General features: G+C 64.1%; 15 protein-coding genes and 1 tRNA gene. 12 read left to right on the forward strand and 4 right to left on the reverse strand.

The features are described from left to right. Positions 1-30: 30 nt before the first annotated feature. The gene (locus H3H51_RS05260) at positions 31-591 is read right to left on the reverse strand and encodes a TetR/AcrR family transcriptional regulator (RefSeq protein ID WP_183087951.1); all 561 of its coding nucleotides are present in this window, start codon (positions 589-591) and stop codon (positions 31-33) included. A gap of 92 nt (positions 592-683) precedes the next feature. On the opposite strand from H3H51_RS05260, the gene H3H51_RS05265 reads away from it, so the two are divergent. Further along, positions 684-1,424 carry an SDR family oxidoreductase gene (locus H3H51_RS05265; RefSeq protein ID WP_183087952.1) on the forward strand — a complete coding sequence of 247 codons (741 nt, stop codon included), beginning with the start codon at positions 684-686 and terminating at the stop codon, positions 1,422-1,424. 90 nt (positions 1,425-1,514) lie between these two features. Further along, positions 1,515-2,108, forward strand: coding sequence for a 2-hydroxychromene-2-carboxylate isomerase (locus tag H3H51_RS05270; protein ID WP_183087953.1), 594 nt, complete (start codon positions 1,515-1,517; stop codon positions 2,106-2,108). A 213-nt stretch (positions 2,109-2,321) separates the two neighbouring features. Here H3H51_RS05270 and gabT read toward each other — a convergent pair whose 3' ends face one another. From gabT to H3H51_RS05285, 3 genes are all read right to left on the reverse strand, one after another. Next, entirely contained in the window at positions 2,322-3,602 is a 1,281-nt protein-coding gene (gene gabT, locus H3H51_RS05275) for a 4-aminobutyrate--2-oxoglutarate transaminase (RefSeq protein WP_183087954.1), read from the reverse strand. Positions 3,603-3,948: 346 nt separating this feature from the next. After that, positions 3,949-5,400 (reverse strand): NADP-dependent succinate-semialdehyde dehydrogenase, encoded by a 1,452-nt coding sequence (gabD, locus tag H3H51_RS05280; protein WP_183087955.1) that lies wholly within the window; start codon positions 5,398-5,400, stop codon positions 3,949-3,951. A gap of 319 nt (positions 5,401-5,719) precedes the next feature. After that, positions 5,720-6,730 (reverse strand): AraC family transcriptional regulator, encoded by a 1,011-nt coding sequence (locus H3H51_RS05285; RefSeq protein ID WP_183087956.1) that lies wholly within the window; start codon positions 6,728-6,730, stop codon positions 5,720-5,722. Positions 6,731-6,871: 141 nt separating this feature from the next. On the opposite strand from H3H51_RS05285, the gene H3H51_RS05290 reads away from it, so the two are divergent. The 10 genes from H3H51_RS05290 to H3H51_RS05335 all read left to right on the forward strand — a co-directional run bounded on the left by H3H51_RS05290 (position 6,872) and on the right by H3H51_RS05335 (position 18,605). After that, positions 6,872-7,939, forward strand: a complete 1,068-nt coding sequence (locus H3H51_RS05290; protein WP_183087957.1) for a fatty acid desaturase — start codon at positions 6,872-6,874, stop codon at positions 7,937-7,939. 44 nt (positions 7,940-7,983) lie between these two features. Continuing rightward, the gene (locus H3H51_RS05295; RefSeq protein ID WP_183087958.1) at positions 7,984-8,709 is read left to right on the forward strand and encodes an NAD(P)H-dependent oxidoreductase; all 726 of its coding nucleotides are present in this window, start codon (positions 7,984-7,986) and stop codon (positions 8,707-8,709) included. Then, positions 8,706-8,870 (forward strand): rubredoxin, encoded by a 165-nt coding sequence (locus tag H3H51_RS05300; RefSeq protein WP_183087959.1) that lies wholly within the window; start codon positions 8,706-8,708, stop codon positions 8,868-8,870. The genes H3H51_RS05295 and H3H51_RS05300 overlap by 4 nt, the downstream gene beginning before the upstream one ends. A gap of 67 nt (positions 8,871-8,937) precedes the next feature. Continuing rightward, positions 8,938-9,014: transfer RNA gene (locus tag H3H51_RS05305), tRNA-Arg, on the forward strand. Between the two features lie 501 nt (positions 9,015-9,515). Then, positions 9,516-10,760, forward strand: coding sequence for a kynureninase (kynU, locus tag H3H51_RS05310; protein WP_183087960.1), 1,245 nt, complete (start codon positions 9,516-9,518; stop codon positions 10,758-10,760). Positions 10,761-10,788: 28 nt separating this feature from the next. Next, entirely contained in the window at positions 10,789-12,204 is a 1,416-nt protein-coding gene (locus H3H51_RS05315) for an amino acid permease (protein WP_183087961.1), read from the forward strand. 111 nt (positions 12,205-12,315) lie between these two features. Then, positions 12,316-13,638 carry an OprD family porin gene (locus H3H51_RS05320; protein WP_183087962.1) on the forward strand — a complete coding sequence of 441 codons (1,323 nt, stop codon included), beginning with the start codon at positions 12,316-12,318 and terminating at the stop codon, positions 13,636-13,638. A 67-nt stretch (positions 13,639-13,705) separates the two neighbouring features. Next, a complete protein-coding gene (locus H3H51_RS05325; protein WP_183087963.1) occupies positions 13,706-15,466 on the forward strand; it encodes an LVIVD repeat-containing protein in 1,761 nt (586 codons plus the stop codon). Between the two features lie 97 nt (positions 15,467-15,563). Beyond that, on the forward strand, positions 15,564-16,625 hold the full coding sequence (locus H3H51_RS05330) for a porin (RefSeq protein WP_183087964.1): 1,062 nt from the start codon (positions 15,564-15,566) through the stop codon (positions 16,623-16,625). Between the two features lie 90 nt (positions 16,626-16,715). Beyond that, complete coding sequence (locus H3H51_RS05335) at positions 16,716-18,605, forward strand: methyl-accepting chemotaxis protein (protein ID WP_183087965.1); 1,890 nt, start codon at positions 16,716-16,718, stop codon at positions 18,603-18,605. Positions 18,606-18,950 lie beyond the last annotated feature (345 nt).

The following is an 18,950-nucleotide window of genomic DNA, read 5'->3' on the forward strand; positions in this document are numbered from 1 at the left end:
TTCAGGGGTTTCTGGCGTTCTTCGGAGCGCTTAGTCGCGGCTGGCGAGCTGCGGGGCGAGCAGCGCGAGGCTCGAGTCGAGGACTGCCTGCTGCTGCTCCGGGCTGGCCAGCATGCGTGCCAGCAGCAGTGCGCCGACGCACTGGGCGATGATGGCCCAGGCCAGTTCGGGGTTTTCCAGCTCCGTTGCCCAGGCCTGCTGCAGGCGCACCAGCCAGTGTTCGGCGCGCTCGCGCACCGGCAACTCGGCGCGAGCGATTTCCGCCCCCAGGCTGGGCAGCGCGCACCCGGCATCCGGCTGTTGCACGTGGGCGATGTTCAGGTACAGCTGCAGGCAGCGCTGCAAGCGGTCGCGGCCTGCACCGTTGTGCCCGAGCAACTCCAGGCTGTGGCTCAACTCGCGCTCGACGATGGCGCCGAACAGCTCGTTCTTCGACGGAAAGTGGCTGTAGAAGGCGCCGCCGCTGAGGCCAATGGCTTTCATCAGGCCATCCACGCCGGTGCTGGCGAAGCCGCCGTGCTTGGCAATGGCGCTGCTGCTGGCGAGCAGCTTCTCGCGGGTCTGGGCTTTGTGGTCGGGGGAATAGCGCACCCGGGCCTCCGTTGCGGTACTGGCTTGACGATGGGGAAAGCGTAGCATAACGTTCGTTTGGTAAACGATCGTTTATTAAAGAGGTCTAGAGCATGAGCACGCCGTCCAACGATAAGAAAGTGGTGCTGGTCATCGGCGCGGGTGACGCCACTGGTGGCGCCATCGCCAAGCGCTTCGCCCGCGAGGGCTACATTGCCTGCGTAACCCGGCGCAGCGCCGACAAGCTGCAACCGCTGGTGGACGAGATCCGCGCGGCCGGTGGCGAGGCCCATGGCTTTGCCTCCGATGCGCGCAAGGAAGAGGAGGTCGCTGCGCTGGTCGAGCAGATCGAAAGCGAGATCGGCGCGATTGAGGCCTTCGTCTTCAACATCGGCGCCAACGTGCCCTGCAGCATTCTCGAAGAGACCGCGCGCAAGTATTTCAAGATCTGGGAAATGGCCTGCTTCTCCGCCTTCCTCACCGGCCAGGCGGTGGCGCGGCGCATGGTCACGCGGGGTCGCGGCACCATTCTGTTTACCGGTGCTACCGCGGGCCTGCGCGGCGCCTCGCATTTCGCTGCCTTCGCCGGCGCCAAGCATGGCGTCCGCGCCCTGGCGCAAAGCATGGCGCGTGAGCTGGGGCCGTTGAATATCCACGTTGGCCATGTGGTGGTGGACGGCGCCATCGACACCGCGTTTATCCGCGACACCTTCCCGGCCATCTATGCGCGCAAGGACCAGGACGGCATCCTCAACCCCGAGCATATCGCCGACAGCTACTGGTTCCTGCACGCCCAGCCGCGTGATGCCTGGACGTTCGAGCTGGACCTGCGCCCCTGGATCGAGAAGTGGTGACGTGCATTGACCCGCTACGCGACGCCTAGCCTGAACGCCGCTCGCTGGGTCGCGGTACCTCGTTAGAACAATCACAAGAGAGAGCCATTCATGAGCAAATCCGTCGAGTTCTACTTCGACTTTGGCAGCCCCACCACCTACCTGGCCTGGACCCAGTTGCCGGGCATCTGCGCGGCGCACGGTGCCGAGCTGATCTACAAGCCGATGCTGCTGGGCGGCGTGTTCCAGGCCACGCACAACGCCTCGCCGATCACCATTCCGAGCAAGGGCCGCTTCATGATGCAGGACCTGCAGCGCTTCGCCCGGCGCTACCAGGTGCCGATGCAGTTCAACCCGCATTTCCCGATCAACACCCTGGGCCTGATGCGCGGCGCGGTGGCCGTGCAGCAGCGTATGCCAGAGCGCTTCGAGGCCTATCTGACGACGGTGTTCAAGGCCATGTGGGTGGATGCGCTGAACCTGGGCGACCTGGCGGTGCTGGGCAAGGTGCTCGGCGAGGCGGGCTTCGATGCCCCGGCGCTGCTGGCGCTGACGGCCGAGCAGGAGGTGAAGGACACCCTCAAGGCCACCACCGAGGAAGCGGTGAAACGTGGCGTGTTCGGCGCGCCGAGCATGTTCGTCGGCAACGAGTTGTTCTTCGGTCAGGACCGCCTGGACTTCGTTGAAGAAGCTCTGCAGGCCTGAGCAGCAGGAATACGCGATGCCTGCTTTGGTAGCCCGGATGCAATCCGGGGGGCTGAGCTGCCTGCTTCCCGGATTGCATCCGGGCTACGGCGCGTCATTTGCCAGGCAAAAAAAGGCCCGCTTGCGCGGGCCTCAAGGAAACGCCTGGCCTGGTGAGCATCAGGCGAATTCTGTGTGGCATCCGGCAGGAGCGCGGATGCCACGGCAGAGCAGTTACGCCAGTTCGTCGAAGCACTCGGCGACGATGGCAATACCCTTTTCCAGCTGGGCATCGGGAATGGTGACCGGCATCAGGAAGCGCACCACGTTGTAGTAGGTGCCGCACGACAGCAGGATCAGACCCTTCTCGCGCGCCTTGGCAACGATCTTGCCGGTCAGCTCGGCGGCCGGCTTGTTGTGGTCGCCGCCTTCGAACAGTTCGATGGCGATCATCGAGCCCAGGCCGCGCACGTCACCGATGACCTTGTGTTTGGCCGCGATGTCGCGCAGGCCGGCCTTGAGCTTCTCGCCCAGGGCCTGGCTGCGTTGCAGCAGGTTCTCTTCGTCGAACACTTTCAGCACGGCCAGGGCCGCGGCGCAGGCGATCGGGCTGCCGGCATAGGTGCCACCCAGGCCGCCGGGAGCGATGGCGTCCATGATTTCGGCCTTGCCGCACACGCCGGAGATCGGGAAACCACCGCCGACCGATTTGGCGAAGGTGGTCAGGTCAGGCACGGCGCCCAGTTGTTCGGTGGCGAAGAAGGTGCCGGTACGGCCGGCGCCGGTCTGCACTTCGTCGGCGATCAGCAGGATGCCGTGCTGGTCGCACAGGGCGCGCAGACGCAGCATAAAGGCCTTGGAGTTGACGTAGAAACCACCTTCGCCCTGCACCGGCTCGATGATGATGGCGGCGATGTCCTGCGGCTGCGCGTCGTTCTTGAAGATGCGCTCGATGCTGGCGATCGACTCGTCTTCGCTGACGCCGTGGATTTCGCACGGGGCGATGGCGCGGTACACGCCAGCGGGCATCAGGCCCATGCCGGCGGAGTAGGGCACCACTTTGCCGGTCAGGCTCAGGGTCATCATGGTGCGGCCGTGGTAGGCGCCGGTGAAGGCGATCACGCCGGCACGGCCGGTGGCGGCACGGGCGATCTTCACGGCGTTCTCGACGGCTTCGGAGCCAGAGGTGACCAGCAGGGTTTTCTTGGCGAAGTCACCCGGTACGCGCTTGGCGATTTCTTCGCAGAGCTCGATGTAGGGTTCGTAGGCCAGCACCTGGAAGCAGGTGTGCGACAGCTTGGTCAGCTGCTCCTGCACGGCGGCAACCACTTTCGGGTGCAGGTGACCGGTGTTGAGTACCGCGATACCGCCGGCGAAGTCGATGAACTCGCGGCCTTCGACGTCCCACACGGTGGCGTTTTCGGCGCGCTCGGCGACGATCGGGTGGATCTGGCCCACGCCACGCGGAACAGCGGCGGCACGGCGTTGCAGGATGGATTCGTTGGTTTTGCTCATGTTTTCCTCATCGACCGCGTCGTTTGCGCGGCTGTGTCCAAGGATGATGACGACGGGCGGGAAACGCGGCAGCTAACGATGATCGAACTGCCAGTCTCCTGCCGATACGTCTGCAGGGTTCGCCGGTGCCACCACCGGAAACGCCGACGCCGGCTGACGCAGCTCTTGCCTGTCAGCCGACACCCACGGAAATTCAACACTCAATAAAACGGTTTAGGGCGCTGCGAGCTAGCGTCAGGCAAGGCGCAATCGGGCGAGAGCGCGGAGTTTACGAGCTGTAAATGAGCAGCTCGAGCCCGATTGCAACGCTGCATGCGCGACGCGCAGCAAGCCATAGATCCGTTTTTCAAATACCGCCGAGGCAGAGGTATTTAATCTCCAGATAGTCTTCGATGCCGTACTTGGAGCCTTCACGGCCCAGGCCGGAGGCTTTCATGCCGCCGAACGGCGCCACTTCGTTGGAGATCAGGCCGGTGTTGATGCCGACCATGCCGTATTCCAGGGCCTCGGCCACGCGGAACACGCGACCCAGGTCGCGGGCATAGAAGTAGGAGGCCAGGCCGAACTCGGTGTCGTTGGACATGGCGATCACATCGGCCTCGTCCTTGAAGCGGAACAGCGGGGCCAGCGGGCCGAAGGTTTCTTCCTTGGCCACGGCGGCGTTCTTCGGCACGTCGACCAGGATGGTCGGCTCGAAGAAGCTGCCGCCCAGGGCGTGCGGCTTGCCACCGAAGACCAGTTTGGCGCCCTTGCTGACGGCGTCCTCGATGTGTTCTTGGACCTTGGCCACGGCCTTGCCGTCGATCAGCGGGCCGGTGGTGGTGCCGTTTTCCAGACCGTTGCCGATCTGCAGCTTGGCCACTGCGACTTTCAGCTTCTCGACGAAGGCGTCGTACACGCTGTCCTGGATGTACAGGCGGTTGGCGCAGACGCAGGTCTGGCCGTTGTTGCGGAACTTGGAGATCAGCGCGCCGTCGACGGCGGCATCCAGGTCGGCGTCGTCGAAGACGATGAACGGCGCGTTGCCGCCCAGCTCCAGGGACACCTTCTTGATGTCGTGGGCGCATTCGGCCATCAGCTGGCGACCGATTTCGGTGGAGCCGGTGAAGCTCAGCTTGCGCACGATCGGGTTGCTGGTCAGCTCGGAGCCGATGTCGCCGGCGCTGCCGGTGACCACGCTGAACACGCCAGCAGGGATGCCGGCGCGGTGCGCCAGTTCGGCCAGGGCCAGGGCGGAGTACGGGGTCTGCGAGGCGGGCTTGAGCACCATGGTGCAGCCGGCGGCCAGGGCCGGGCCGGCCTTGCGGGTGATCATCGCTGCCGGGAAGTTCCATGGGGTGATGGCAGCGGTCACGCCGATCGGCTGCTTGATCACGATCAGGCGCTTGTCGGGCTGGTGGCCCGGAATCACGTCGCCATAGACACGCTTGGCTTCTTCGGCGAACCACTCGAGGAACGAGGCGGCGTAGGCAATTTCGCCCTTGGCTTCGGCCAGCGGCTTGCCTTGTTCGAGGGTCATCAGGCGGCCGAGGTCGTCCTGGTGTTCGATCATCAGTTCGAACCAGCGGCGCAGTTTGCCGGCACGCTCTTTGGCGGTCAGGGCACGCCAGGCCGGCAGGGCCTTGTCGGCCGCTTCGATGGCACGGCGGGTCTCGGCGGCGCCCATCTTCGGCACGCTGCCGATGATTTCACCAGTGGCCGGGTTGTTGACCTTGATGGTCTGGCCGCTATCGGCGTCCAGCCAGGTGCCATTGACATAGGCTTGCTGGCGGAACAGTTGGGCGTCTTTGAGTTGCATAGTGTTCTCCGGGTGCATGGCGCCGACGGTGCAGGCAATCAGGCAAATGGCGGGCAGCAGAATGCAGTGCCCAGCGTTTGAAATGTCACACGAATGCTAGGGCCAGCTCCGGCAAAGGGCAATAGGTATGTTCGATAAAACCAACAAAATAGCGAAAAAGTATGAACACCCCTGCGCTGCACCGGGTTTCCTGCGGATTAGCTCGCCAGCATGGCCGGCCTTGGGCTCAGCGGTACGGGCGTGCCAGTGCGGGGCAATGCTGGCTGTTCAAGATCACGAACATCAATGACGCGCCATCAGATGGCGCGGTCCGGGCTTTTTAGTGGCCCGGCAGGCTGTCGCGGTACTGGCTCGGGCTCTGCCCGCTCCAGCGTTTGAAGGCGCGGCTGAAGCTGCTGCTGTCGGCGAAACCGAGCAGGTAGGCGATCTCGCTGATCGAGCAGTCCTGGGCGCGCAGGTGTTGCAGGGCGAGGGCGTGGCGGGTGTCGGCGAGCACCTGTTCGTAGCTGCTGCCCTCGTCACTGAGGTGGCGTTGCAGGCTGCGCAGGCTCAGGTGCAGGCCGTTGGCGAGGGCTTCGGCGGAGGGCTCGCCGTTTGGCAGGCGCTGTTCCAGGGCGCGGCGCAGGCGACGGCTCCAGGTGTCGGGTTGCAGGGCTTCGAGGCGTTTCTGCAGCACGGCCTCGTTGTGTGCGGCGAGTTCCGGGTTGCCGTCTTCCAGCGGTTGTTCGAGGTCGGCGAGGGCAAACACCAGCACATCCTCGGCTGCACCGAAGTGCAGCGGGGCACGGAAGACTTCCTGCCAGGGCTGTGGATTGGCCGGCGTCGGCCGGCGCAGGTGCACGGCCAGCGGCGCGTAGTCGCGGCCCAGGCGGTTGCGGCAGGTGCGCACGTAGATGGCGGCGAAGGCGTCGATGGCTTCCGGCGCAGGCGGCAGGTTGCCGGGCGGCAGGCGCAGGTGGAATTCGCAGGTGTCACCGACATGGCGCAGCTCCAGCTCCAGGGCATCGCTGACCACCTGGTGGTAGCGCACGATGCGCTCGAACACTTCGCGCAGGCTGCCGCTGGCGACCAGAGCCAGGCCCAGGGCATGGAAGGTGGTGGGGGCGACATGCCGCGAGGTATTCAAGCCCAGCGCCGGGTCACCGCTGGCGGCCACGGCCAGTTGCCACAGGCGCGTGGTGGCGGACAGCGGGTAGCGCGCGTTGGGGTCGTCGAGCTGCGCCGGGTCGAGGCCGGCCTCGCGGCACAGGGCGGCGCTGTCGAGGCCGAGGCCGTCGAGTTGACGGCGCAGGGCGCGGGTCCAGCTGGCCAGGGTGGTGGGTTCAGTCATGCAGGTTGGCATTCTCGGTCAACAGGTTGGCGTTATCGGCCAGGCACGTCGGCATCAGGACGCGCACTCTAGCCTGGCCTGATTACTAGAACGATCCGCAGCGCCCGCCCGGCGCCACACACGGACAAAGAGGATGCGTGCATGACCCCGACTCCTGCAACCCATGGCCAACAAAACCACCAGCAGCGCTCCGCGCATATCCGCACGGTGGTGATGGCGCGTGGTGAAGAACTGCGCCAGCGTTACCCGATCCTCCAGCATCAGGACGCGCTCGGCGCGGGCATCCTGACCTTCGCCCTGGCCGGCATGATCGGCTCGGCCTGGCTCTACCTGGATGGCGCCATCGCCTGGTGGGCGTGCCTGCTGGCCAACGCCTTCTTCGCTTCGCTGACCCACGAGCTGGAACATGACCTGATCCACTCCATGTACTTCCGCAAGCAGCGCGTGCCGCACAACCTGATGATGGCGCTGGTGTGGATGGCGCGGCCGAGCACGATCAACCCGTGGATTCGCCGCCACCTGCACCTCAACCACCACAAGGTGTCCGGCAGCGAGACCGATATCGAAGAGCGCGCCATCACCAACGGCGAGCCCTGGGGCTTCGCCCGCCTGCTGATGGTCGGCGACAACGTGATGTCCTCGTTCATCCGCTTCCTGCGGGCCAAGACCTGGGCGCACAAGAAAATGATCGTCACCCGTACGCTCAAGGGCTATGCGCCGCTGGGCCTGCTCAACTGGAGCACCTGGTACGTATTCCTCGGCTTCCACCTGATCGACTTCGTCGCCAGTGCCGCTGGTGCCCCGATCGCCTGGTCGGCCACTACCCTGAGCGTGATGGATGGGGTGACCATCGCCGTGGTCGTGCTGGTCGGGCCCAACGTGCTGCGCACCTTCTGCCTGCACTTCGTCAGCTCCAACATGCACTACTACGGTGACATCGAGGCCGGCAACGTGATCCAGCAGACCCAGGTGCTCAACCCCTGGTGGTTGTGGCCGCTGCAGGCGTTCTGCTTCAACTTCGGCAGCACCCATGCGATCCACCACTTCGTGGTCAAGGAACCCTTCTATATCCGCCAGCTCACCGCGCCCCTGGCGCACCAGCTGATGCGCGACGCCGGCGTGCGCTTCAACGACTTTGGCACCTTCGCCCGCGCCAACCGCTGGCAGCCGGTGAGCAAGCCGGCCGCTGAGGCTGCACAAGCTGCCTGACCTATCCGGGGCCCGCTCGGGCCCCCGTTTTCCCGGAAGTTTCGATGAATATCCTGATCGTCCACGCCCATCCCGAACCGCAGTCCTTCTGCAGTGCGATGAAAGACCTCGCCGTCGATACGCTGCAGCAGGGTGGCCACAGTGTGCAGGTGTCCGACCTGTACGCGATGAACTGGAACCCGGTGGCGTCGGCCGCCGACTTCCAGCAGCGCAACAACCCCGACTACCTGGTCTACGCCCTCGAACAGCGTCACGCCCACGGCCAGCAGGCCCTGGCCGCGGATATTGCCGCCGAGCTGGAGAAACTGCTCTGGGCCGACCTGGTGATCCTCAATTTCCCGCTGTTCTGGTGCTCGGTGCCGGCCATCCTCAAGGGCTGGATCGACCGCGTGCTGGTGTCCGGCGTGTGCTACGGCGGCCTGCGTTTCTATGACCGCGGCGGCCTGGCCGGCAAGCGCGCGTTGCTCAGCTTCACCCTGGGCGGCCAGTCGCACATGTTCGCCGACGAAGAGGCCGTGCACGGTGACTGGGAACCCATGCTGCGCCCGCTGCAGCGCGGCACCCTGGCCTACACCGGGCTCAGCGTGCTGCCACCGTTCGCCGCCTGCCACGTGCCCTACATCAGCCAGCAGGCGCGCGAGGAAATCCTCGAGCAGTACAGCGATTACCTGCAGCGCCTGGATGAAGTCGAGCCACTGGTGTTCCCGTCCCTGGCCAACTTCGACCGTCACCTGCACCCGCTGCGCAACGCGCAGGAGGTGCCGGCATGAAGACCTGGATCTGCGTGGTGTGCGGGCTGATCTACGACGAAGCCAGTGGCTGGCCGGATGACGGCATCGCCGCCGGTACACCCTGGGCCGAGGTGCCGGATGACTGGCTGTGCCCGGACTGCGGCGTGAGCAAGGCCGACTTCGACATGCAGGAAATCTGAACCGACCAGCGCGGCCCGGCGCGCATGGACGCCCGCGCGGCGGATGCGTATGATTGCGCCCCGCAACGCACCAGTAGCTCAGCTGGATAGAGTACTGCCCTCCGAAGGCAGGGGTCGTGGGTTCGAATCCCGCCTGGTGCGCCATATGAAAAAAGGCTTAGGTGAAAACCTAGGCCTTTTTGTTTTTCATGTGTCCCACATGTGTCCATGCCATGCCCACGCCACATTGGCAGGTCCACTGCCCTTATCTGCCGGGCGTTGCTAGGCACCAGTGGCTGGCATGAGCCGTAACGTGCAACACGTTACTCAGCCTCTCCCGCTACTCACAGATCGCAAGCGCTGCAGGGTGTCGAACGCGCTGCTCGGAAAAGCAGATCGTCCGGTGCCCTGGCTACCTGCTTGCCGGGCCGCGCCATGGCCTGGCCTCATACGGGGCCCGCAAATCCAGGTATAGCGTTTGAGAATAGCTGCCTCGATCATTTCTATTTTCGAGTAATGGCATGCAGGGCGTAGCATCCGACCCACGCTTTGGGGCTCTGCTAATGCCCGGCGGCATGGCTCGTTGTGCCCGTTCTCGGCCAAGCCAGCGCCTCCTCGCCGCCACAGATTCCCGGATGAAAAAGAACAAGTACCAGAGGAACCCGCATGACCCTTTCCGTCCCGCTCACCCGCGAGCATTTCGAACGCCTCGACCGTGATGATCCGCTGAGTGCCTGCCGCGCTCGCTTCGACCTTCCCGAGGGCGAGATCTACCTGGATGGCAATTCGTTGGGGGCGATGCCTGCCCATGTGCCGGCGCGCATCGAGAAGGTGCTGAAAGAGGAGTGGGCCCATGGCCTGATCCGCTCCTGGAACGACGCCGACTGGTACCCGGCTCCGCAGCGCACCGGCGCTAAGATCGCCAAGTTGATCGGCGCTCAGGCTCACGAGGTGATCGTCGCGGACTCTACCTCCATCAACCTGTTCAAGGTGCTGGTGGCCGCCACCCGCATGCAGCCGGGGCGCAAGGTGATCCTGGCTGAGAAAGGCAACTTCCCCACCGATGTCTATATCGCCGCGGGCGTTGCCGAGCTGACCGGTTGCGAGCTGCGCTGTGTGGAGCCGGACGAGGTGCTGGATGCGCTGAACGATAGCGTTGCGATCCTCTCCCTGACCCAAGTGAACTTCAAATCCGGCCGTCGCTACGACATGGCGGCCATCACCGCTCGCGCTCATGAAGTCGGTGCCCTGGTGGTCTGGGACCTATGCCATTCCGCGGGCGCCATGCCGATAGAGCTGAACGGTGCCAATGCCGACTTCGCGGTCGGTTGTGGCTACAAGTACCTCAACGGTGGTCCCGGTGCCCCGGCCTTCGTCTTCGTCGCCGAGCGCCACATCGCCCATGTGCGCCAGCCGCTGACCGGCTGGCACGGCCACGCCAAACCGTTCGACTTCACCCACGAGTACGCTCCGCACCCGACCATCGACCGCATGCTGGTGGGTACCGCCCCGCAGCTCGGGGTGTTGGCGCTGGAAGCGGCACTGGAGGTGTTCGAGGGCGTCGACATGCAGGTACTGCGCAAGAAGAGCGTCGCGCTCTGCGACCTGTTCATCCAGCTGTGTGACGAGCAACTGCTGGGCCTGGGCGTCGAGTTGCGCACCCCGCGGGATGCCGAGCAGCGCGGCAGCCAGGTATCCCTGGCGCATGCCGAAGCCTATCCGGTGATGCAGGCGCTGATTGCCCGCGGCGTGGTGGGCGATTTCCGCGCGCCGGACATCCTGCGCTTCGGCTTCACCCCGCTGTACACCCGCTATGTAGACGTTTGGGACAGCGTGGAGGCCCTGCGCGAGATCCTGCACAGCGCCGAATGGAATCGCCCCGAGTTCATCGCCCGCAAGTCGGTGACCTGATTTTCCTTACCAGATCGGAGCATTCAATATGACAAGAACAACAAGCTCTTTCGACGACCTGGTTCAGCGCGAGCAGGGTCTCAAGCAAAGCCTGAGCAGCGGCCAGCTGTCGATGATCGCCATCGGTGGCGCCATTGGCACCGGCCTGTTCCTGGGCAGCGGTTTCGCCATTGGCTTCGCGGGTCCCAGCGTGCTGGTCAGTTACGCCATTGGTGCGGTGATCGCACTGTTGCTGATGGGTTGCCTGGCGGAAATGACCGTGCGCCATCCGACGTCGGGGTCCTTCGGCTCCTTCGCCGAATTCTATGTGGCGCCCTGGTTCGGCTTCCTGATCCGCTATGCCTACTGGGCGTCCATCGTCTTCGCGGTGGGCACCGAGATCACCGCAGCGGCCATGTACATGAAGTACTGGTACCCGGAGGTGCCTGGCGGCTACTGGATGGCGACCTTCTCGATCGCCCTGATTCTGGCCAACGCACTCAGCGTCAAGGTGTTCGGCGCCATCGAGTATGTCTTTTCGCTGCTCAAGCTCTGCGCCATCGTGGTCTTCATCCTTCTGGGGGCGTACGTGGTCTACGGCGCGCCGGTCGACTCCAGCATAGGTTTCAGTAACTACAGCAACGATCGCGGCTTCTTCCCCAATGGTCTGTGGGGCACCTGGGTGGCGGTGATCGTGGCCTTCTTCAGCTACCTGAGCATCGAGATGATTGCGGTGGCGGCCGGTGAGGCGAAGGACCCGCAACGCGCCGTCACTCGTGCGTTCCGGATTACCGTCGTGCGTCTGGTGGTGTTCTATCTGCTGACCATCGCACTGGTCCTGGCGATTGTGCCCTGGGGGCAGAACAACGGCGGCCAGAGCCCCTTCGTCACGGTAATGAACGCCACCGGCGTGCCCTATGCGGGCGCCGTGTTCAACGCGGTGATCCTGATCGCGGCCCTGTCGGCGATGAACAGCCAGCTGTACATCACCTCGCGCCTGATGTTCAGCCTGTCCCGTGCCGGCCAGGCGCCCGCAGTGTTTGGCCGCGTCAGTGGCAAGGGCGTGCCCATCCCGGCGCTGCTGCTGTCTTCGCTCGGCATTGGCCTGGGTACCCTGCTGTACCTCGCTTACCCGGAGAAGGCCTTCACGTTGATGATGTCTATCGCGATGTTTGGTGCGATGTTCACCTGGGCAGGCATCTTCCTTACCCACCTGTTCTTCCGTAAGCGCCAGGGCAGCGAGCCGCTGGAGTTCCGTCTCTGGGGCTACCCCTGGACCAGCCTGGCGGGCTTGCTGCTGATGCTTGCCGTGATGGTCACCACGCTATTCACCGAGGAATTCGCTCTGACCCTGGTGTTCGGCGTGCCCTTCCTGCTGGTGGTCGGTGCGATCTACGTCCTGCGCTTTCGCAAGACCCGCTCCATCGAAGGCGACGCACCCAAGCCGCTACCCATCCAGCGCTGATACGACTCAGCTACTCGATCAACACGTTGCTCAGACACCGGGCAGTCCGACTGCCCGGCAGGGGAGCGCGTGCCCGTACTACCCAAACGACGACCTGAAGAAGAGTGTTCCATGCGTGCTGTCAAAACCTCTCTGTCGATCCTTATGTGTCTGTGCGCGCTGCCTGCTGCTGGCCAGCCCATGGGCGGCTTTGCAGAGGTCGTCGATGACAGCCGTTTGAGCCTGCTGCTGCGTAACTCGTATTTCAACCGCAGCAAGGAGGACGGTCGTAGCGACAGTCGAGACTGGACCCAGGGCATCAATGCCGACTTCACCTCGGGTTTCACGCCGGGAACCTTCGGCCTGGGTCTGGATGCGTTTGCCTATCTGGGCCTGAAGCTCGATGCGTCGCCTGGCAAGGCGGGCACGGGTAACCTGCCGGTTCATGATGATGGCGTTCCCGCCGACGAATATGCCAAGGGCGGTGCGGCGCTGAAACTGCGCTGGTCGAAAACCCTGCTCAAGCTGGGCGAGCAGCGTCCGGATACGCCAGTGTTCGGGGTCAGCCACTTCCGCATCGTGCCGCAGACCGCCACCGGCGTTGCCCTGGAAAGCCAGGAATGGGACGGCCTGGAGCTGCAGGGTGGGCATTTCACCTCGGCCACCAGTCCGGTGACTACCAATTCCGATGGCGACCTATGGGCGGTCATGGCGGGCGTTACCTCCTCGGCGGCCGACTACCTGGGGGGCACCCAGCAGCTCGCCCCCGGCCTGTCGGCGACGCTCTACGGTGCCCGCTTCGAAGACATCTGGAACCAGTACTACGCCAACCTCGACGGTCGCCTGGAACTGCAGGGTGAGCGTGAAGTCGGCGTGGGCCTGACGCTCTACCGCACCCAGGAGGCCGGTCAGGCGAAGGCAGGGGAGATCGACAACACCACGCTCGGCCTCTCGACTTTCTATCGCTTGGGCGATCACCGCTTCCTGCTGGGTCTGCAGAAGGTCGCCGGCGATACGCCATTCGACTACCTGGGCGTCGGCGACAACGACCGCAACGGGCGCAATGGCCGTGACCAGGGGGCCTCCATCTGGCTGCCCAACTCGGCACAGTTCTCCGACTTCAATGGCCCGCATGAGCGCTCCTGGCAGCTGCGTTATGACTTCTCGCTGGCCGGGCTCGGCCTGCCTGGAGCCTCGTTGATGGCGCGCTACATCAGCGGCGCGGGCATCGACGGCAGCCACATCCCCCAGGACAGCCCCTATGCGGGACGTTACGGCGCCGATGGCGCTCACCACGAAACCAACCTGGAGCTGCGTTACCTGGTCCAGGCCGGTCCAGCCAAGGGGCTGAGCCTGCGCATGCGGCAGGCCTGGCACCGTGCCAACGCCGAACAGGGCTCTGGCGATCTGGACGACTTCCGCCTGATTACCGATTACCCGATAGAGATTTTCTGATGTGCCGTCCTGCGGCCTGAACCTTTGACCTTACCGCCCCGCAAGGGCTCAACAAGTGGAGTGAACAATGAAAACAACGCAACGCTCGCTTAAATCGGCCGTACCCTTTGGTACCGGCCGACTGGCGGCCACGCTGCTGCTGGGGCTGTATGCCAGCGGTGTCGTGCAGGCCGAGGAACATGGGCCGATCGATATTCGCGACCCCTACGTCAAAGCGCAGACCGAGCTCTCGCCAGACCGCACGCCGCCGGCGCCGAAGCCCGGCAGCTACGGCATGGACAAGGCCACCGGCAAGTTCATCGATCCGGTCATGACGCCGTTCTCCCACAACGGGCAGTCCTTCCCCGGACAGTTGGACTACTGGGATACCCAGAGCTACATCAAGAACATGAAGATCGAGGCCTACTACCCGATCCAGGTCGAGCCCTTCCACACCTGGCAGAACATCGTCGACTTCGATGGCAAGCGCTATCTCTATCAGTACGTGCGCCGCACCCTGAAGATCTTCGATATCACCCAGCCGAAGGCGGTCAAGCTGCTGCTGGCCCAAGGTCAGAACTGGGGCCCCAATGGTGGCGGCGAGGAGGTCAACCCGCTTCCGGCACAGGACATGTTCGGCGCTGCTTCCATTCAGTGGAACAAGAAGCTGGGCAAATACATCATGGTGCAGTCCTACGAGGTGCGGCGCTTCGGTGTGTTGAGTGACAAGTACCGCGAGCCGGACAAGGTCGAGGCGATCCGCAAGTCCAACCACCTCAAGGGCTTCAAGGTCTACGAGATGAATGGGCCGCTGCCGCAGGACTGGAAGCTGATTGCCACCCGCACGACCGACATCGAGCACCCGAATGCGCCGGTGGGTGAACAACAAGGTTCCGGGGTTCGCGATATCCCCGCCTACTTCGGCGGCGACACCATGTTCGTCGCGGCCGCGCCGAGTGACAAATACGCGCTGACCGAATACCCCAACGACCTGTACAACGCGGGTTATCAGTCCTGGGACATGTCCGACCCGAGCAACCCCAAGCTGCTCGACGTGCTGACCGTGCCTGGCCAGATCATCGGTGATCCCGCGCATGAGGCGGTGTTCAAGGCCAACCCGCGCGCCGGTAACCGCGCAGCATGGATGGGCGCACGCATGTCGCTGTTCATTCCCAAGCCGGTCGAGCAGGGCGGCAAGTACGGTTACGCCGCCATGGGCGGTATGGGCCTGTACGTGGTGGACATCTCGAAGCCTGAGCACATGAAGGTGGTCGGCCACCTGGAGTTCCCGGTGAGCATCGCCGGTACCGAAGGCGACAACATCGATGTGTCGCAGGTGGAGAAAACCGGGTTGATCTATTTCAGCGGCTACCCGCTGAGCGAAGACTGCTACGAGCCCTACAAGGACATCTACGCGGTCGACGTGAGCAACCCTGCGAAGCCGGCCATCAAGCACGTACTGCCGCGCCCGACGCCACCTGCGGACGCGAAGTTCACCGACTTCTGCCAGCGCAAGGGCAGCTTCGGGCCCAAGCGTAGCGGTTACTACACCCAGCCGGGTGTGTCCCGTGACGGCATCCTGCCTTATGCGTTCTACAACGCCGGGGTGCAGGTGTTCGATGTGCGGAATCCGGAGAAGCCGAGCATTGGGGCCTACTTCGTGCCGCCGTTCGATACCAAGAACGTGGCGAGCTACGCCGTTGGCAACCTGACCCACGGCACCTACACCGAGTACGACCGCAACCTGATCTGGGTCTTCACCAACCATGGCTTCTACGCGCTGTCGACGCCGCTGCTGGGTGAGCCAAGTTTTGCGCCGCCGACCAAACCCTGGCCGGCCCGGGACTGATCCAGCCCACAAGAACAGTAACAACCAATAAGAAAACAGGCCGCGGCAACCGGGGGAAGGTTGCCGCAAGCCTCTACTGGTTCTATCGGAGCATCAAATGCGCAAATTTTTACTCGCCCTACCGCTGGTGAGCGGCTACGCCTGTGCGGACATCGCGGACCTTAAGGACGTTTCGGGCATCGACGTTATCGAGCTTTCCGGCGTTATCGACGTCAACTACGAGGTGGCTGAGTCGGGTGGTTACACCGAGGAACGCGTCAACGGCGGGGGCTTGAGTGCCAACCGCCTGCAACTGCAGATGCAGGAAGCCGTCACCGACGACCTGTCGCTGAACTGGGTCTACCAGGCGCAGTACAACCCGCACTCGGATGATGATATCGGCAAGCGCGAGACCTATTTCGAGGTCACGTCCAAACGCTGGGGGACGCTGAGTGCCGGTCGCCGGGATACCCCGTCCGCCAACTCCTACGGCTATGCCGACCCGCTTTACAACAACGACTACAGCCTGATCAGCAACGTCATGGTGTTCTACGCGCCGTGGCGTGAAGACGGCCTGCTGATGTACATCAGCCCGCGAGTCAACGGCTACGAGTTTCGTGGTGGAGTCAGCGAGGGTGAGGATGATGGCAGCCGCGATGGCCAGGTCACCAGCATCTCCGTGGACCGCTGGACCGACAGTCCCTGGTATTTCTCTGCAGGCCTGGATCGCAAGTACCAGCGCAACCTGTGGGACAAGCACACCATGGAACAGTCCACCGACGCCTACCTGACCGTGGTGTACAGCATGGGGCTGACCGAGCTGTCGGCGGTTTACCACCGCTACGTGGGCTACTACGCGTACGCACCCTGGGTGGATTTCGAGTCCAACGGCAACGACCTGCAACTCGGTATGCGTCACAACTTCGGCAATAAGCACAACGCCACGGCCAGCTTCATCTACAAGGACGACCGCAAGGATGATGCGTTGAGCGACGCCGCGGCGATCAGCCTTGGCTACATCTACAACTACGACAAGAACATCGACCTCTACGGGGTCTATGCCTACATCCATCACAAGCGCGATAGCGAGATTCGCTACCCGGTCAGCTGGAGCCTGGACAATCCTCTGCCGAATGAGAACCCGCAAGGTATGCAGCTGGGCGTGCGCATCAAGTTCTGAACCCCGCCTCTTCGGCCTCCGCGTGAGGTCCCCTTTCTTGCCGGGCTGGGCGGCCGGTCGAGCGCCTAGCCTTTCGACCGGAAACCGCTCATGACCCGATCTTTAGGCTTTGGCAGCAAGCTGTTGCTGGCGACCTCGCTGCTAGTGGTCGCCAGCTTCACTGCCTCCTCTCTTTACAACGACTCACACCTGCGCAGCGCGCTCGGCACGGCTCTGGAGAGCCGCCTGCAGAACGTCGGGAAACAAGCCTCCAGCACCGTGCAGTACTGGCTGGAGGGACGCCTGGTGCTGATTGAGCAGGCAGCGCAAACCATTGCCCGCCAGGGTGTCGAGCGCGATGCCAGCATGAGCCTGTCCCCGCAGGTCATACGCGACAGGTTCGTGTATGCCTACCTGGGGCGTGCCGACGGCACCTTCCAGATGTCACCGGACCACCCGGCTCCCGAGGGCTACGACCCGCGTACCCGGCCCTGGTATCAAGCCGCCCGGGAGAGCCGTGGTGCCGTTTTCACCGAACCTTATCTGGATGCCACCGACAGCCAGTTGATGCTGACCATTGCCATCCCGCTTCGACAACAGGAGCAGTTACTGGGCGTCGTGGGCGGCGACCTGAGCCTGGAAGCCTTGGTGCGGCTCATCAACGGTCTGGACGTCTACGGCATGGGCTACGCCTTCCTGGTCAGCGCCGACGGCAAGGTGCTGGTGCACCCGAACAAGGACCTGGTGATGAAGAACCTGCGGGACATCTATCCGCAGAACACGCCTGCCATCAGCGCCGGTTTCAGCGAAGTGGAGCTGGACGGCACCCCGCGTATCCTCTCCTTCGCCCCGATCAAGGGCCTGCCCTCGGTGGACTGGTACATCGGCGTGTCGGTGGACCGGGACAAGGCCTACGGTCTGCTCGGCGAGTTCCGCACCTCGATCCTCATCGGCACCCTGGTCGCCGTGGTGCTCATTGTCCTCGTGCTGGGCATGCTGATCCGTGTGCTGATGCGGCCGCTGCACACCATGGGCCGCGCGATGCAGGACATCGCCCAGGGTGAAGGCGACTTGACCCGCCGCCTGGCGATTCACACCCAAGACGAATTCGGTGCACTGGCGGGTGCCTTCAACCGCTTTGTCGAGCGCATCCACCACTCCATCCGCGAAGTGTCCTCGGCCACCGACCAGGTCAACCAGGTGGCCAGGCGGGTGCTCAGCGTCTCCAACGCATCAATGAGCAACTCCGACCAGCAGAGCCAGCGCACCAACAGCGTGGCCGCCGCGATCAATCAACTGGGCGCCGCCACCCAGGAAATTGCCCGCACCGCCGCCGACGCCGCGCACCAGGTCTCCTCTGCGCGCACCCTGGCCGAGGATGGCCGGCAGGTGGTGGAGCGCACCCTGATGGCGATGAACGAGCTGTCGGCGAAGATCCGCGCCTCATGCGGCAACCTCGAAGCACTGAACAGCAAGACGGTGAACATCGGCCAGATCCTCGACGTGATCAAAGGCATCTCCCAGCAGACCAACCTGCTGGCCCTGAATGCCGCCATCGAGGCGGCACGGGCGGGCGAGGCCGGGCGCGGGTTTGCCGTGGTGGCCGACGAGGTACGCAGCCTGGCCCATCGCACCCAGGAGTCGGCGCAGGAAATCCAGCAGATGATCGAGGAACTGCAGGTAGGCGCCCGCGAAGCCGTCAGCACCATGACCGAAAGCCAGCGCTACAGCGAAGCCAGCGTGGTCATCGCCAACCAGGCCGGCGAGCGCCTGGGCAGCGTGACCCAGCGCATCGGCGAGATCGACGGCATGAACCAGTCGGTGGCCGCCGCCACCGAGGAGCAGACCGCAGTAGTCGACTCGCTGAACCTGGATATCACCGAGGTCAACAGCCTCAATCAGGATGGCGTGGAGAACCTGCAGGCCACCCTGCGCGCCTGCGCCGAACTGGACCAGCAGGCGGTGCGGCTGCAGCAACTGGTGGGCAGTTTTCACATCTGAAAACGGCGGCATGCTGCCGGCGGGTTCACCGTTGGCCCTCTCCCTCGGGAGAGGGCTGGCCTGCCGGGTCAATGATCAGGCTTCGTCAGCGTTAGTTGTTGCCAGCGTGGCACTGGAAACCTTGCCGCTCTCCCAGGTACCGATCTGGATTCCCGCCTGCGCGGGAATGACGAGGCAGGGGGTGTGGCACAGCGTCGTCCCACCCACTCCGTCATGACTCGCTGCGCTCGCCCATGAGAGCCGCACTGAAGTGCGTTCAGCGCAGGCGCTGTCCCGCGCAGGCGGGAATCCAGAGGCATTCGGCAGCACGGAAAGCGGCTAGTCAGATGACACAACACGTACCTG

Source organism: Aquipseudomonas ullengensis (genome assembly GCF_014174475.1).
GTDB classification, from domain to species: Bacteria; Pseudomonadota; Gammaproteobacteria; order Pseudomonadales; family Pseudomonadaceae; genus Aquipseudomonas; species Aquipseudomonas ullengensis.